This window comes from Streptomyces sp. NPDC020299 (assembly GCF_044387825.1).
In the GTDB taxonomy this organism is placed as follows: Bacteria; Actinomycetota; Actinomycetes; order Streptomycetales; family Streptomycetaceae; genus Streptomyces.
The window spans coordinates 351212-367002 of sequence record NZ_JBIRWL010000006.1; the positions used below are offsets into that span (position 1 = coordinate 351212).

A 15791-nucleotide genomic window follows, 5' to 3' on the forward strand; every position below is an offset into this window, starting at 1 on the left:
GCTCCCGGGAGGTAATCCGGTACGGAGCGCCACCCCCGGCGCGATAGGCTCGGTGCACGACTTTCTCGATGTCCAGAGCACGTTTCAGGGAGCGGGTGCGCACAGTGTCCGGTGGAGAAGTGGCCGGAATCCTGGTGGCCGTCTTCTGGGCGATTCTGGTCTCCTTCCTCGCCGTCGCGCTGGCGAGGCTGGCCCAGACGCTCAAGGCGACCACCAAGCTCGTGGCGGACGTGACCGACCAGGCCGTCCCGCTGCTGGCCGACGCCTCCGCGGCGGTGCGCTCCGCACAGACCCAGATCGACCGGGTCGACTCGATCGCCTCCGACGTCCAGGAGGTCACGTCGAACGCCTCCGCGCTCTCGACCACCGTCGCCTCCACCTTCGGCGGCCCCCTGGTGAAGGTCGCGGCCTTCGGCTACGGCGTGCGCCGGGCGCTGGGCGGCCGCAAGGAGGACGCGCCCGCGAAGTCGCCCCGGCGTACCGTGATCGTGGGCCGCACGGTTCCCGCCGCACGTCGCAAGCGGAAGTAAGGACTGAGACCGAGCGATGTTCCGCCGTACGTTCTGGTTCAGCACGGGTGTCGCCGCCGGTGTGTGGGCCACCACCAAGGTCAATCGCAAGCTGAAGCAGCTGACGCCCGAGAACCTCGCCGTCGGCGCGGCCAACAAGGCCCTCGAGACCGGCCGGCGCCTGAAGGACCACGCGGTCGGCTTCGCGCTCGACGTCCGCGACAACATGGCGCAGCGGGAGGCCGAGCTGGGAGACGCGCTGGGCATCGGCGCGGATCCCGAACTCCCCGCGCCCCGGCGGTACACCGCCATCGAGAACAACCGCAGCAACCCCAAGTACATCGAGAACCCGAAGTACATCGAGAACACGACGTACTCGTACAACCGGAATGAGGACCACTGATGGAGTCGGCTGAGATTCGCCGCCGCTGGTTGAGCTTCTTCGAGGAGCGCGGTCACACCGTCGTCCCTTCGGCGTCGCTCATCGCGGACGACCCGACTCTGCTCCTTGTCCCGGCCGGCATGGTGCCCTTCAAGCCCTACTTCCTGGGCGAGGTCAAGCCGCCCTTCGCCCGCGCCACCAGCGTGCAGAAGTGCGTGCGCACCCCCGACATCGAAGAGGTCGGCAAGACCACCCGCCACGGCACGTTCTTCCAGATGTGCGGCAACTTCTCCTTCGGCGACTACTTCAAGGAAGGCGCCATCAAGCACGCCTGGGAGCTCCTCACCAGCCCCCAGGACAAGGGCGGTTACGGCCTGGAGCCGGAGAAGCTCTGGATCACCGTCTACAAGGACGACGACGAGGCCGAGCGCATCTGGCACGAGGTCGTCGGCGTGCCCAAGGAGCGCATCCAGCGCCTGGGCATGAAGGACAACTACTGGTCCATGGGCGTCCCCGGCCCCTGCGGCCCCTGCTCCGAGATCAACTACGACCGCGGCCCCGAGTTCGGCGTCGAGGGCGGCCCCGCCGTCAACGACGAGCGGTACGTGGAGATCTGGAACCTCGTCTTCATGCAGTACGAGCGCGGCGAGGGCATCGGCAAGGACAACTTCGAGATCCTCGGCGAGCTGCCGAGCAAGAACATCGACACCGGCCTCGGCCTGGAGCGCCTCGCCATGATTCTGCAGGGCGTGCAGAACATGTACGAGATCGACACCTCCATGGCCGTCATCAAGAAGGCCACCGAGCTGACCGGTGTGGCCTACGGCGACGCCCACGGCTCGGACGTCTCCCTGCGCGTGGTCACCGACCACATGCGCACCTCCGTGATGCTCATCGGCGACGGCGTCACCCCCGGCAACGAGGGCCGCGGTTACGTCCTGCGCCGCATCATGCGCCGCGCCATCCGCAACATGCGCCTGCTCGGCGCCACCGGTCCGGTCGTCAAGGACCTGATCGACACCGTGATCGGCATGATGGGCCAGCAGTACCCCGAGCTCGTCACCGACCGCGAGCGCATCGAGAAGGTCGCCCTCGCCGAGGAGAACGCCTTCCTCAAGACGCTCAAGGCCGGCACGAACATCCTCGACAACGCCGTCACCGAGACCAAGGACTCCGGTGGCACGGTCCTGGCCGGCGACAAGGCGTTCCTGCTCCACGACACCTGGGGCTTCCCGATCGACCTCACCCTCGAGATGGCCGCCGAGCAGGGCCTCTCGGTGGACGAGGAGGGCTTCCGCCGCCTGATGAAGGAGCAGCGGGAGCGCGCCAAGGCCGACGCCCAGGCCAAGAAGACCGGCCACGCCGGTGCCGGTGCCTACCGCGAGATCGCCGACAAGGCCGGCGAGACCGACTTCATCGGCTACACGGACACCGAGGGCGAGACCACCATCGTCGGCATCCTCGTCGACGGCGTCTCCTCCCCGGCCGCGACCGAGGGCGACGAGGTCGAGATCGTCCTGGACCGCACCCCGTTCTACGCCGAGGGCGGCGGCCAGATCGGCGACACCGGCCGCATCAAGGTCGACACCGGTGCCGTCATCGAGGTCCGCGACTGCCAGAAGCCGGTCCCGGGCGTCTACGTCCACAAGGGTGTCGTCCAGGTCGGTGAGATCACCGTAGGCGCCAAGGCCCACGCCTCGATCGACGCCCGCCGCCGCACGGCCATCGCCCGTGCCCACTCGGCCACCCACCTCACCCACCAGGCCCTGCGTGACGCCCTCGGCCCGACGGCCGCCCAGGCCGGTTCCGAGAACCAGCCCGGCCGCTTCCGCTTCGACTTCGGCTCCCCGTCGGCCGTTCCGACGGCCGTGATGACCGACGTCGAACAGAAGATCAACGAGGTGCTCGCCCGCGACCTCGACGTCCGCGCCGACGTCATGGGCATCGACGAGGCCAAGAAGCAGGGCGCCATCGCCGAGTTCGGCGAGAAGTACGGCGAGCGGGTCCGCGTGGTCACCATCGGCGACTTCTCCAAGGAGCTGTGCGGCGGCACGCACGTGCACAACACCGCCCAGCTGGGCCTGGTGAAGCTGCTCGGCGAGTCCTCGATCGGCTCCGGGGTGCGCCGTATCGAGGCCCTGGTCGGCGTGGACGCCTACAACTTCCTCGCCCGTGAGCACACGGTCGTCGCCCAGCTCCAGGAACTGATCAAGGGCCGTCCGGAGGAGCTGCCGGAGAAGGTCTCCGCCATGCTCGGCAAGCTGAAGGACGCCGAGAAGGAGATCGAGAAGTTCCGCGCGGAGAAGGTGCTCCAGGCCGCCGCCGGTCTCGTCGAGTCCGCCAAGGACATCCGCGGCGTCGCCGTCGTCACCGGCCAGGTCCCGGACGGCACGACCCCCGACGACCTGCGCAAGCTGGTCCTCGACGTGCGCGGCCGCATCCAGGGCGGACGGGCCGCCGTGGTCGCCCTGTTCACGGTGAACAACGGCAAGCCGCTCACGGTCATCGCCACCAACGAGGCCGCCCGCGAACGCGGCCTCAAGGCCGGTGACCTGGTCCGCACGGCCGCCAAGACCCTCGGCGGCGGCGGTGGCGGCAAGCCGGACGTCGCCCAGGGCGGCGGCCAGAACCCGGCCGCCGTCGGCGAGGCCGTGGACGCCGTCGAGCGGCTCGTGGCGGAATCGGCCAAGTGACCCCCGTGAATCCCGAGAAGCCCGCGAACCCCGAGAACACGGCAGGCGGTGAGGGCCGGGTCATGCGCCGAGGACGCCGACTCGCGATCGATGTCGGGGACGCCCGTATCGGGGTCGCCTCGTGCGATCCCGATGGGATTCTCGCCACACCGGTGGAGACCGTCCCCGGGCGGGACATCCCGGCCGCTCACCGCCGGCTGAGGCAACTGGTCGAGGAGTACGAGCCGATCGAGGTCGTCGTCGGTCTCCCTCGCTCCCTCAAGGGGGGCGAGGGCCCGGCCGCCGCCAAGGTCCGTCGCTTCGCCCAGGAACTGGCACGCATGATTCAGCCGGTCGGGGTCAGACTCGTGGACGAGCGGATGACGACCGTGACGGCCACTCAGGGACTGCGCGCCTCCGGCGTGCGGTCCAAGAAGGGCCGTTCCGTCATAGATCAGGCGGCCGCCGTGATCATCTTGCAACAGGCCTTGGAATCCGAACGGGTGTCAGGTAATACACCCGGCGAGGGCGTCGAAGTGGTCATCTGATCGCGATACGGTAACGTTCCGCGCGATGCGACGGTGTTCGAACAGCCGCCGCACAAGAAGAGGCGGAACGTCAGCGGGCCCCTAGAGCCGCGTGACCGCCCGCCTCGCGGCTCTAGGGGATCGATGACTGAGTATGGCCGGGGCCAAGGCTCCGAACCGTGGCATCCCGAGGACCCGTTGTTCGGGGACGGCGGATGGGAAGGGCAGCAGCAGGCCCAGGTGGGCCCGCAGTCTGCCTACGGCGGCCAGCCGCAGCAGCATCCGCAGGAGCCGCAGTACGGCGACTGGGGCCAGCACCAGCACGGCGGGTACGACCAGCAGCAGTACCAGTACCACGACGGACAGGGTCAGCAGCAGTACGGCACGCAGGGTCAGCAGCAGTACGAAGCGCAGGGGCAGCAGCAGTACGACCAGCAGTACGCAGGTCACGCCCAGGAGCAGTACCACCAGGGCGGCTGGGACGCCACCGGCACCCACGGACACGTGCCCTACGCCGCGGACCCGGGCGACCCCTACGGCCAGCAGCCGGTGGCGTACGGCGCGGAGCAGCCCGACTTCTACGGCACGCCCGACGCCTACCCCCCGCCGGAACCCCCCGGCCAGCGACGCCCCGAACCGGAACCGGAACCCGAGGCGGAGACCGACTGGGACCCCGGCCCCGACCAGGGTGAACACGCCTTCTTCGCGGGCGACGACCAGGACGACGAGGAGGACGACGCCTCCCAGAGCCGCCGCTCGCGCGACGCGGGCGGAAAGGGCCCCAAGAAGAAAAAGAAGGGGCGCAACGGCTTCGCCTGCCTGGTGGTGTGCCTGGTGTTCGGCGGTGGCCTGGCCGGTGTCGGCTACTTCGGCTATCACTTCTACCAGGATCGTTTCGGCGCGGCGGCGGACTACGCGGGTGACGGGAACGGTGAGGTGGTCACGGTCGTCATCCCCAAGGGCGCCGGCGGCTATGTGATCGGGCAGAAGCTGAAGGAAGCGGGCGTGGTCGAGAGCGTCGACGCGCTCGTCTCCGCGCTGGGCGCGAATCCCAATGGCAAGGGCGTCCAGGACGGCGTCTACACGCTTCAGAAGCACATGTCGGCGGCGAGCGCGGTCGAACTCATGCTGAGCAACAAGAGCCACAGCAACCTGGTCATCGCTGAGGGCATGCGCAACGCAAAGGTCTACGAGAAGATCGACGAGCGCCTTGGGGTGCCGAAGGGCACCACCGCGAAGGTGGCGAAGAGCGACTACCGCAAACTGGGCCTCCCCGACTGGGCGCTGAACCACCCGAACCTCAAGGACCCGCTGGAAGGATTCCTCTACCCCTCCAGCTACGCGGCCGCGAAGGGGCAGAAGCCCGAGGCCGTCCTCAAGAGCATGGTCTCCCAGGCCAACCAGACGTACCAGGAGCTCGGCCTCGTGAAGAAGGCCAAGTCCCTTGGACTCGACAACCCCTGGCAGTTGCTGACGGTGGCGAGCCTCGCCCAGGCCGAGGGCACCAGCCATGACGACTTCCGCAAGATGGCCGAGGTCGTCTACAACCGCCTCGAACCCGGCAACCCGCAGACCAACGGCAAGCTCGAGTTCGACTCCACGTACAACTACGTGAAGAACCAGAGCAAGATCGACCTTTCGATCGCCGAGCTGCGCAACTACAACAACCCCTACAACACGTACTTCGTCAGGGGTCTGCCACCCGGCCCCATCGACAACCCGGGCGAGGACGCGCTCAGGGGCGCGCTCGACCCGACGCACGACGGCTGGTACTACTTCATCTCGCTGGACGGCAAGACCAGTAAGTTCACCAAGACACTGGCCGAACACGAGAAGCTGGTGGCGGAGTTCAACGCCCAGCGCAAGGGCGGCTGAGCGCCGACACCGCCGGGGGGGCGGCCCAGCGGGTGTCGCAGCGGTGTCGACCTTGATCACCGTTCTGTCGGCACTGCAGCCTGATCCGGCGAATCGCCGGCCGGCGGCGGACCGGCCTCGGGTCGGCTGTCGCCGGCCGTGATCGATAGAGTGACGCTATGGATGCAGGAGCGCCCCACGTCCGCAACCGCGCCGCCGTGCTCGGCAAGCCCATCGCCCACTCGCTCTCCCCGGTGCTGCACCGGGCCGCGTACGGCGAACTCGGCCTGGCCGACTGGTCGTACGAGCGGTTCGAGGTCGACGAGGCCGGGCTGCCCGGGTTCTTCGACGGGCTCGGGCCCGAGTGGGCGGGGCTGTCGCTGACCATGCCGCTGAAGCGGGCGGCCATCCCGCTGCTCGACGAGATCAGCGAGACGGCGGCCTCCGTGGACGCGGTGAACACCGTCGTCCTCGCCGAGGACGGCCGCCGCCTCGGCGACAACACCGACATCCCCGGCATGGTCGCCGCCCTGCGCGAGCACGGCATCGAACAGGTCGACTCCGCTGCCGTCCTCGGCGCCGGAGCAACCGCCTCCTCCGCCCTGGCCGCCCTGTCCCGGGTCTGCACCGGCGAGGTCGTCGCCTACGTCCGCAGCGAGGCCCGTGCCGCCGAGATGCGCCATTGGGGCGAGCGGCTCGACGTCGAGGTCCGTACGGCCGACTGGGCGGACGCGGCCGAGGCGCTGCACGCCCCGCTGGTGATCGCCACCACCCCCGCGGGTACCACCGACGCGCTCGCCGCCGCCGTACCGGAGCGGCCCACGACCCTGTTCGACGTGCTCTACGACCCTTGGCCCACCGAGCTCGCGGCACGCTGGTCCATGTTCGGCGGTGCCGTCGTCAGCGGCCTCGACCTGCTGGTGCACCAGGCGGTGCTTCAGGTGGAGCAGATGACCGGCCGCGCCCCGGCTCCCCTGGAGGCCATGCGCCGGGCCGGCGAGAAGGCGCTCGCCGCGCACTGACGTCCACCGCCACGTCCGCCTTCTGGACCGGGAGCCGGGTACGGCCCCGGACGTGGGAGGATCGGACGTGGCGGACCGGCGCCGCGCACCCGGTCACGCCGTTGCCGTACGCGAGGACGCGCTACGCAGGGCAGTACCCGGGCGCGAGCACTGAGGAGCACCGTTGAGCAGGTTGCGCTGGCTGACCGCGGGGGAGTCCCACGGTCCCGCACTCGTCGCCACGCTGGAGGGCCTTCCCGCCGGCGTGCCGGTCACCACGGAGATGGTGGCGGACCACCTCGCGCGGCGGCGCCTCGGCTATGGACGCGGTGCGCGCATGAAGTTCGAGCAGGACGAGGTCACCTTCCTCGGCGGCGTCCGGCACGGCCTCAGCCTCGGCTCCCCGATCGCGATCATGGTGGGCAACACCGAGTGGCCCAAGTGGGAGCAGGTCATGGCGGCCGACCCGGTCGACCCCGAGGTGCTGGCGGGCCTGGCCCGCAACGCGCCGCTGACCCGGCCCCGGCCCGGCCACGCCGACCTCGCCGGCATGCAGAAGTACGGCTTCGACGAGGCCCGCCCGATCCTGGAGCGTGCCTCGGCCCGTGAGACGGCGGCCCGGGTGGCGCTGGGCGCGGTGGCCCGGTCGTACCTGAAGGAGACGGCCGGCATCGAGATCGTCTCCCACGTCGTCGAACTGTGCTCAGTGAAGGCTCCGCAGGGCGTGTACCCGACCCCGGCCGACGTCGAGAAGCTGGACGCCGACCCGCTGCGCTGCCTCGACGCGGACACCTCGAAGGCGATGGTCGCGGAGGTCGACCAGGCCCACAAGGACGGCGACACCCTCGGCGGTGTGGTCGAGGTGCTCGCCTACGGCGTCCCGGTCGGCCTGGGCTCGCACGTGCACTGGGACCGCAAGCTGGACGCCCGGCTGGCCGGCGCCCTCATGGGCATCCAGGCGATCAAGGGCGTCGAGATCGGCGACGGCTTCGAGCTGGCCAGGGTGCCCGGCTCCCAGGCACACGACGAGATCGTCAGCACGCCCGAGGGCATCCGGCGCGTGTCCGGCCGCTCCGGTGGCACCGAGGGCGGCCTGACCACGGGTGAGCTGCTGCGGGTGCGGGCCGCGATGAAGCCGATCGCGACCGTGCCGCGCGCTCTGCGGACCGTGGACGTCAGCACCGGCGAGGCGACCCAGGCGCACCACCAGCGTTCCGACGTGTCCGCGGTCCCGGCGGCCGGCATCGTCGCCGAGGCGATGGTCGCGCTCGTCCTCGCGGACGCGGTGGCGGAGAAGTTCGGCGGCGACAGCGTGGCCGAGACCCGCCGCAACGTGCGGTCGTACCTCGACAACCTCGCGATCCGATGACCGGACCGTCGATCGTGCTGGTCGGTCCGATGGGCGTCGGCAAGTCCACGGTCGGACAGCTGCTGGCCGAGCGGCTGGGCGTCGTCTACCGGGACACCGACGACGACATCGTGGCCGCCGAGGGCCGGACCATCGCCGAGATCTTCGTGGACGAGGGCGAGCCGGTCTTCCGCGCCGTCGAGAAGCAGGCCGTGCGCACGGCACTCGCCGAGCACGAGGGCGTCCTGGCGCTCGGCGGCGGCGCGATCCTCGACGAGGACACGCGTGGCCTGCTCGCCGGGCACCGCGTGGTCTACCTCTCGATGGACGTCGAGGAGGCGGTCAAGCGCACCGGTCTCAACGCGGCCCGTCCGCTGCTCGCCGTCAACCCGCGCAAGCAGTGGCGCGAGCTGATGGAGGCGCGGCGGCACCTGTATGAGGAGGTCGCCACGGCGGTCGTACCAACCGACGGCCGGACGCCCGAAGAGGTCACCCAAGCCGCCCTGGACGCACTGGAGTTGAAGGAAGCATGAGTGAGGCAGTGACGCGGATCCAGGTCGCCGGCACCGCGGGCACCGACCCGTACGAGGTGCTGGTGGGCCGTCAGCTCCTCGGCGAGCTGGCCGGGTTGATCGGCGACCGGGTCAAGCGTGTCGCGGTGATCCACCCCGAGGCCCTCGCCGAGACCGGTGACGCACTGCGCGCCGACCTCGCCGAGCAGGGCTACGAGGCCGTCGCGATCCAGGTGCCGAACGCCGAGGAGGCCAAGACCGCCGAGGTCGCCGCCTACTGCTGGAAGGCGCTCGGCCAGTCCGGCTTCACCCGCTCCGACGTCGTCGTGGGCGTCGGCGGCGGTGCGACCACCGACCTGGCCGGGTTCGTGGCCGCGACCTGGCTGCGCGGCGTGCGCTGGATCGCCGTCCCGACGACCGTGCTGGCCATGGTGGACGCGGCGGTCGGCGGCAAGACCGGCATCAACACGGCCGAGGGCAAGAACCTGGTGGGCGCCTTCCACCCGCCGGCCGGTGTGCTGTGCGACCTGGCCGCGCTGGACTCGCTGCCCGTCAACGACTACGTCTCCGGGCTCGCCGAGATCATCAAGGCCGGCTTCATCGCCGACCCGGTGATCCTGGAGCTCATCGAGTCCGACCCCGAGGCCGCGCGCACCCCGGCCGGGCCGCACACGGCCGAGCTGATCGAGCGGTCGATCCGGGTGAAGGCGGAGGTCGTCTCCTCCGACCTGAAGGAGTCCGGCCTGAGGGAGATCCTCAACTACGGCCACACGCTCGCCCACGCCATCGAGAAGAACGAGCGCTACAAGTGGCGGCACGGCGCCGCGGTGTCGGTCGGCATGCACTTCGCCGCCGAACTCGGCCGTCTGGCGGGCCGGTTGGACGACGCGACCGCCGACCGTCACCGCACCGTCCTGGAATCGGTCGGGCTGCCGCTGCACTACCGCTACGACCAGTGGCCCAAGCTGCTGGAGACGATGAAGGTCGACAAGAAGTCCCGCGGCGACCTGCTGCGCTTCATCGTGCTCGACGGCCTCGGCAAGCCGACCGTCCTGGAGGGACCGGACCCGGCGGTACTGCTGGCCGCCTACGGCGAAGTGGGGCAGTAGGCGGCGGGCGCGGTACGTCCTCACCTGCTCCTTCCGCCCGATTCACCTCTCGGGACGGGCACTTCGCAGCGCCCCCGGTCGTTTCACCGAACGACGGCCGGGGACGGTACCGTTCGGTAGGGAGCGGGGACAGCCCCGCTGTCGGCGTCAATTGCCTGTACGGACGAGACGGAGTGGCACCGGATGCAGCACGCAGTGGGGTCCGAGCTGCCGCCGCCCCACCAGCCGGGGCAGGGACCGGCCGCCGGCTGGGCGCCGGCGGCACACCACCCGGGAGCCCACCAGGGCCCCGCACCTGTGCCCCCGCCGCCGCCCACGGCGCCGGGCTTCACCGGCGCCTCCACGGGCCCGGTGCCGCCCGCGCCCGCCCAGCCCCCGGCCCCGCAGTCCCCGGCCCCGCAGCCCCCGCCCGTGCCGCCGGCCCCCGACACCACCGGTCATGTGCCGCTGCCGCCCGGCGGCCCGGTCGCCGTGCCCAGCCCGCCGCCCGCCACCGCCGTCCCCGACACCTCCGCCACGACCCTGGCCGTGCTGCTGATCGGCCCCGCCGGCGCCGGGAAGACGAGCGTCGCCAAGTACTGGGCGGACCACCGCCGGGTCCCCACCGCCCACATCAGCCTCGACGACGTACGCGAATGGGTCCGCTCGGGCTTCGCCGACCCCCAGTCCGGCTGGAACGACCACTCCGAGGCCCAGTACCGCCTGGCCCGCCGCACCTGCGGCTTCGCCGCGCGGAACTTCCTGGCCAACGGCATCTCCTGCGTCCTCGACGACGCCGTGTTCCCGGACCGGCCGGTCGTCGGCCTCGGCGGCTGGAAGCGGCACGTCGGCCCCGGTCTGCTGCCCGTGGTCCTCCTCCCGGGTCTGGACATCGTCCTGGAACGCAACGCCGAACGCAGCGGCAACCGCCGCCTCACCGACGAGGAGGTGGCCCGTATCCACGGCCGCATGGCCGGCTGGTACGGCTCGGGCCTGCCGATCATCGACAACTCGCAGCTGGACGTGCCGAGCACGGCCCGGGTTCTCGACGAGGTGCTCGCGCGGGCCATCACCAGCCCACCGAGCTGGTGATCACGGACTGACGGAACTCTGACGGAACTCTGGCGGAACCCCACTCGGCCCCTACAAACGGCGCGAATCGGGCAAAACTCCTACGCTCGTCTCATGTCAGAGGTGTACGCGACCCGCCGATCCAGGCTGAGGGATTGCTGCAACGCGGCCGGTACCGCGGCAGCGCTCATCTCCCGCCCCGCCAATGTGCGCTATCTGGCGGGCGCCGCCCCCCAGGACGCAGTTCTGCTCCTAGGCAAGCGCGAGGACCTCCTCGTGTGCGCCGCCCCGCCCGACGACCGCCCCAGCGAGGGGCGGCCGGACGACAACCTGCGCCTCCAGATCCTGCCCGCACCCGGTGGCGACACCGCGGTCGCGGCGGCCGACCTCGCCGCGGCGCAGGGAGCCGACACCCTCGCCGTGGAGGAGCACCACCTCACCGTCACCCGGTACAGGGCCGTCTCCTCGGTCGCGCCCCGCCTCCGCCTCGCCGACCTCGGTGCGGCCGTGGAGCAGCTCAGGGTGGTGAAGGACGAGGAGGAGATCTCCTGCCTCCGCATCGGCGCCGAGATCGCCGACCAGGCCCTCGGTGAGCTGCTGGAGTCGATCCTGGTCGGCCGTACCGAACGGCACCTCGCCCTGGAGCTGGAGCGGCGCCTGGTCGACCACGGCGCGGACGGGCCGGCCTTCGCGACCTCCGTCGCCACCGGCCCGAACGCCGGCCGGCGCGGGCACCGGCCCACCGACCGGCGGGTCGAGGAAGGCGACTTCCTGTCCGTCTGCCTGGGGGCCACCTACCGCGGATACCGCTGTGAGATCGGCCGGACGTTCGTCATCGGCACCTCGCCGGCCGACTGGCAGATCGAGCTGTACGACCTCGTCTTCGCAGCGCAGCGCGCCGGACGGGAGTCCCTGGCGCCCGGCGCGGCCTACCGCGACGTGGACCGCGCGGCACGCCAGGTGCTGGACTCCGCCGGGTACGCACAGGGCCTGCCACCGCTCATCGGGCACGGTGTGGGACTCGAAATCGACGAGGACCCGCAGTTGGCTCCCTCGGCCATGGGTAAACTGGACGCTTGCGTGCCGGTCACCGTCGAACCGGGGGTCCACCTCCCGGGCCGGGGCGGCGTCCGGATCGATGACACGCTCGTCGTGCGCCCCGAGGCGGACGGCGGACCCGAGCTACTCACCATCACGACCAAGGAGCTGCTCGCGCTCTAGCCTCGCGCTGTGCGCCTGCCCCGGGGTCGTACGTCAGTCCAGGAGATTCCGCAACCGTGGCTTCCACGAACGACCTCAAGAACGGCCTGGTGCTCAAGCTCGAAGGCGGCCAGCTCTGGTCCGTCGTCGAGTTCCAGCACGTCAAGCCCGGTAAGGGCCCGGCCTTCGTGCGCACCAAGCTCAAGAACGTGCTCTCCGGCAAGGTCGTCGACAAGACCTTCAACGCCGGCGTCAAGGTCGAGACGGCCACTGTCGACAAGCGCGACATGCAGTTCTCGTACATGGACGGCGACTACTTCGTCTTCATGGACATGGAGACCTACGACCAGCTCATGGTCGACCGCAAGGCCGTCGGCGACGCCGCCAACTTCCTGATCGAGGGCTTCACGGCCACCGTCGCGCAGCACGAGGGCGAGGTGCTCTTCGTCGAGCTCCCGGCCGCCGTCGAGCTCGTCATCCAGGAGACCGAGCCGGGCGTCCAGGGCGACCGCTCCACCGGCGGCACCAAGCCCGCGACCCTGGAGACCGGTCACCAGATCCAGGTCCCGCTCTTCATCACCACCGGTGAGAAGATCAAGGTCGACACCCGTACGAGCGACTACCTCGGCCGGGTGAACAGCTAGCCGTGGCTGCCCGCAACACGGCCCGCAAGCGCGCCTTCCAGATCCTCTTCGAGGGCGACCAGCGCGGCGCCGACGTCCTGACGGTCCTCGCGGACTGGATCCGGCTCTCCCGGGACGACCCCCGGCAGCCGCCGGTGAGCGAGTACACGATGCAGCTCGTCGAGGGCTACGCCGTGCGTGCGAAGCGCATCGACGAGCTGATCGCCCAGTACTCGGTCGGCTGGACGCTCGACCGGATGCCGGTCGTCGACCGGAACATCCTGCGCCTGGGCGCCTACGAGCTGATCTGGGTGGACGAGACCCCGGACGCCGTCGTCCTGGACGAGATGGTGCAGCTGGCGAAGGAGTTCTCCACGGACGAGTCGCCCTCGTTCGTCAACGGCCTGCTCGGCCGGCTCAAGGAGCTGAAGCCCTCGCTTCGCCGCGACGAGGCCTGACCAGCGACCAGCGACGAGCGACAAGCACGCCGAAGGGCCCGCAGCGCGACTGCTGCGGGCCCTTCGGCGTGCTGCCCTGTGGTGCGGGCGGGCGGCACGTTTCTGCTGGGTGCTGAGGGGCTCAGCCCTCTTCGTGGGTCGCCACGGCACGGCGCGCGTCCGCGTCCAGCACGCCCCAGCTGATCAGTTGCTCGGTGAGGACCGAGGGCGACTGGTCGTAGATGACGGCGAGAGTGCGCAGGTCGTCCTGCCGGATCGACAGCACCTTGCCGTTGTAGTCACCGCGCTGCGACTGGATGGTCGCGGCATACCGCTGCAGCGGGCCTGCCTTCTCGGCCGGCACCGTGGCCAGCCGCTCCAGGTCCAGGACCAGCTTCGGCGGCGGCTCGGCGGCGCCGCCCGGCGTGGTGCCCGGCAGCAGCTCCTGCACAGGAACACCATAGAAATCGGCCAGTTCGGCAAGGCGCTGCACGGTCACGGCGCGGTCGCCGCGCTCGTAGGAACCGACCACCACGGCCTTCCAACGACCCTGTGACTTCTCCTCGACACCGTGGAGGGAAAGGCCCTGCTGGGTGCGGATGGCCCGGAGCTTGGCCCCGAGCTGTTTGGCGTATTCGCTGGACATATAGCTCCCCGGACACTGTGTCGACGCGGCTGGCAGTGTTTCCGCGCCGCGCGGCTGGTAACTCACTGTGAGGTTACGCAGCGTTACTCTTCTGCGTCAAGCCGAATGGTCCGCAGCGACTCTTCCGTGGTAGCGGCGACGCGTTGCGCCAAGGGGGTGATCGGGGGCGTACGGGGGACCTGCTACGGTGGATGGCGCAATTCCGACGTCCTTTAAGGTCCGTCCCGTGAGGCGGAGAAGGAGGTCCGTTTCGTATGGACAAGCACGACACGCAAGACACGCAGGCGTCCGATGCGCGGCCCGTTCTCGAAGGCCCCGACATCGCGCGCGTGCTGACCCGCATCGCCCACGAGATCGTCGAGCGCGCCAAGGGCGCCGACGACGTGGTGCTCCTCGGCATTCCCACCCGGGGCGTCTTCCTCGCCCAGCGGCTGGCCGCCAAGCTCGAGCAGATCACCGACCGCAAGGTGCCCGTGGGGTCGCTCGACATCACCATGTACCGCGACGACCTGCGCATGCACCCGCCGCGCGCGCTGGCCCGCACCGAGATCCCCGGTGACGGCATCGACGGCCGGCTGGTCGTCCTCGTCGACGACGTGCTCTTCTCCGGCCGCACCATCCGTGCCGCCCTCGACGCCCTGAACGACATCGGGCGCCCGCGCGCGGTGCAGCTCGCGGTCCTCGTCGACCGCGGTCACCGCGAACTGCCCATCCGCGCCGACTACGTCGGCAAGAACCTCCCCACGTCGCTGCGGGAGACGGTCAAGGTCCAGCTCGCCGAGGAGGACGGTCGCGACACCGTGCTGCTCGGTGTGAAGCCGACCGCCCAGCAGTAGCACGCGCGCGTGCGGCCCCCCCCGGGCCGTACGACCCCTCGCCGTGCCCCTGTGTGCCCGGAATCTCCCGAATCCGAACTGCCTTACGGAGCCTGACAGATGCAGCGTCATCTCATCTCGGCCGCCGACCTCACCCGCGACGACGCCGTCCTGATCCTCGACACCGCCGAGGAGATGGCCCGGGTCGCCGACCGGCCCATCAAGAAGCTGCCGACCCTGCGCGGCCGCACGATCGTCAACCTCTTCTTCGAGGATTCCACCCGGACCCGGATCTCCTTCGAAGCCGCCGAGAAGCGCCTCTCCGCGGATGTGATCAACTTCTCCGCCAAGGGATCGTCGGTGTCGAAGGGCGAGTCCCTGAAGGACACCGCCCAGACACTGGAGGCCATGGGCGTCGACGCCGTCGTCATCCGCCACGGCGCCTCCGGAGCCCCCTACCGCCTGGCCACCTCCGGCTGGATCGACGCCGCCGTCATCAACGCCGGCGACGGCACCCACCAGCACCCCACCCAGGCCCTGCTGGACGCCTTCACCATGCGCCGCCGGCTGGTCGGCCGGGACGCCGGGATCGGCCAGGACCTGTCCGGCAAGCGCATCACGATCGTCGGCGACATCCTGCACAGCCGGGTCGCCCGCTCCAACGTCGGCCTGCTGCACACCCTCGGCGCCGAGGTCACCCTGGTCGCGCCGCCCACGCTGGTGCCGGTCGGCGTCGAGACCTGGCCGTGCGAGGTGTCGTACGACCTCGACAGCACCCTGCCCAAGTCCGACGCGGTGATGATGCTCCGCGTCCAGCGCGAGCGTATGAACGCGGCCTTCTTCCCCACCGAGCGCGAGTACTCGCGACGCTACGGCCTCGACGGCGACCGTATGGCGCGGATGCCCGAGCACGCCATCGTGATGCACCCCGGCCCGATGGTCCGCGGCATGGAGATCACCGCGGAGGTCGCCGACTCCGAGCGCTGCACCGTCGTCGAGCAGGTCGCCAACGGCGTCTCCATCCGGATGGCCGTCATGTACCTGCTGCTCGGCGGCAACGAACCCGCCCTCACCCACGCCCGCACCATCGAGGAGAAGTAAGACCC

16 protein-coding genes are annotated in these 15791 nt (G+C 70.4%); 15 read left to right on the forward strand and 1 reads right to left on the reverse strand.

Translation table 11 applies throughout. The features are described 5' to 3' along the window. Window positions 1-95: 95 nt before the first annotated feature. The 13 genes from ACH45E_RS18440 to nusB all read left to right on the forward strand — a co-directional run bounded on the left by ACH45E_RS18440 (window position 96) and on the right by nusB (window position 13245). Window positions 96-530 carry a DUF948 domain-containing protein gene (locus ACH45E_RS18440; protein WP_361441146.1) on the forward strand — a complete coding sequence of 145 codons (435 nt, stop codon included), beginning with the start codon at window positions 96-98 and terminating at the stop codon, window positions 528-530. 16 nt (window positions 531-546) lie between these two features. Then, window positions 547-912: a hypothetical protein gene (locus ACH45E_RS18445; protein ID WP_361441149.1), complete on the forward strand. Its 366-nt coding sequence runs from the start codon at window positions 547-549 to the stop codon at window positions 910-912. Then, on the forward strand, window positions 912-3584 hold the full coding sequence (gene alaS, locus ACH45E_RS18450; protein ID WP_361441152.1) for an alanine--tRNA ligase: 2673 nt from the start codon (window positions 912-914) through the stop codon (window positions 3582-3584). Before ACH45E_RS18445 ends, alaS begins: the two co-directional genes overlap by 1 nt. A gap of 62 nt (window positions 3585-3646) precedes the next feature. Beyond that, complete coding sequence (gene ruvX / locus ACH45E_RS18455) at window positions 3647-4111, forward strand: Holliday junction resolvase RuvX (protein WP_361441489.1); 465 nt, start codon at window positions 3647-3649, stop codon at window positions 4109-4111. Window positions 4112-4234: 123 nt separating this feature from the next. Next, window positions 4235-5965: an endolytic transglycosylase MltG gene (gene mltG / locus ACH45E_RS18460; protein WP_361441155.1), complete on the forward strand. Its 1731-nt coding sequence runs from the start codon at window positions 4235-4237 to the stop codon at window positions 5963-5965. A 158-nt stretch (window positions 5966-6123) separates the two neighbouring features. Further along, the gene (locus tag ACH45E_RS18465; RefSeq protein ID WP_361441158.1) at window positions 6124-6966 is read left to right on the forward strand and encodes a shikimate dehydrogenase; all 843 of its coding nucleotides are present in this window, start codon (window positions 6124-6126) and stop codon (window positions 6964-6966) included. A 163-nt stretch (window positions 6967-7129) separates the two neighbouring features. After that, window positions 7130-8314, forward strand: coding sequence for a chorismate synthase (gene aroC, locus ACH45E_RS18470; RefSeq protein ID WP_361441161.1), 1185 nt, complete (start codon window positions 7130-7132; stop codon window positions 8312-8314). Next, entirely contained in the window at window positions 8311-8826 is a 516-nt protein-coding gene (locus tag ACH45E_RS18475; RefSeq protein ID WP_361441164.1) for a shikimate kinase, read from the forward strand. Before aroC ends, ACH45E_RS18475 begins: the two co-directional genes overlap by 4 nt. Beyond that, window positions 8823-9914: a 3-dehydroquinate synthase gene (gene aroB, locus ACH45E_RS18480; RefSeq protein ID WP_361441167.1), complete on the forward strand. Its 1092-nt coding sequence runs from the start codon at window positions 8823-8825 to the stop codon at window positions 9912-9914. The genes ACH45E_RS18475 and aroB overlap by 4 nt, the downstream gene beginning before the upstream one ends. Before the next feature lie 183 nt (window positions 9915-10097). Beyond that, entirely contained in the window at window positions 10098-10985 is an 888-nt protein-coding gene (locus ACH45E_RS18485; protein ID WP_361441170.1) for a Pro-rich N-terminal domain-containing protein, read from the forward strand. Window positions 10986-11078: 93 nt separating this feature from the next. Next, window positions 11079-12185: an aminopeptidase P family protein gene (locus ACH45E_RS18490; protein WP_361441173.1), complete on the forward strand. Its 1107-nt coding sequence runs from the start codon at window positions 11079-11081 to the stop codon at window positions 12183-12185. A gap of 56 nt (window positions 12186-12241) precedes the next feature. After that, window positions 12242-12808 carry an elongation factor P gene (gene efp / locus ACH45E_RS18495; RefSeq protein ID WP_020938844.1) on the forward strand — a complete coding sequence of 189 codons (567 nt, stop codon included), beginning with the start codon at window positions 12242-12244 and terminating at the stop codon, window positions 12806-12808. Window positions 12809-12810: 2 nt separating this feature from the next. Next, on the forward strand, window positions 12811-13245 hold the full coding sequence (nusB, locus tag ACH45E_RS18500; protein WP_361441175.1) for a transcription antitermination factor NusB: 435 nt from the start codon (window positions 12811-12813) through the stop codon (window positions 13243-13245). A 121-nt stretch (window positions 13246-13366) separates the two neighbouring features. On the opposite strand, the gene bldD is transcribed toward nusB, so the two are convergent. Then, window positions 13367-13870 (reverse strand): transcriptional regulator BldD, encoded by a 504-nt coding sequence (gene bldD, locus ACH45E_RS18505; protein WP_010046440.1) that lies wholly within the window; start codon window positions 13868-13870, stop codon window positions 13367-13369. Window positions 13871-14124: 254 nt separating this feature from the next. On the opposite strand from bldD, the gene pyrR reads away from it, so the two are divergent. Together pyrR and ACH45E_RS18515 are read left to right on the forward strand one after the other, a co-directional pair. Then, on the forward strand, window positions 14125-14706 hold the full coding sequence (gene pyrR, locus ACH45E_RS18510) for a bifunctional pyr operon transcriptional regulator/uracil phosphoribosyltransferase PyrR (protein WP_361441179.1): 582 nt from the start codon (window positions 14125-14127) through the stop codon (window positions 14704-14706). A gap of 99 nt (window positions 14707-14805) precedes the next feature. Further along, window positions 14806-15786: an aspartate carbamoyltransferase catalytic subunit gene (locus tag ACH45E_RS18515; protein WP_361441182.1), complete on the forward strand. Its 981-nt coding sequence runs from the start codon at window positions 14806-14808 to the stop codon at window positions 15784-15786. Window positions 15787-15791: the final 5 nt, after the last annotated feature.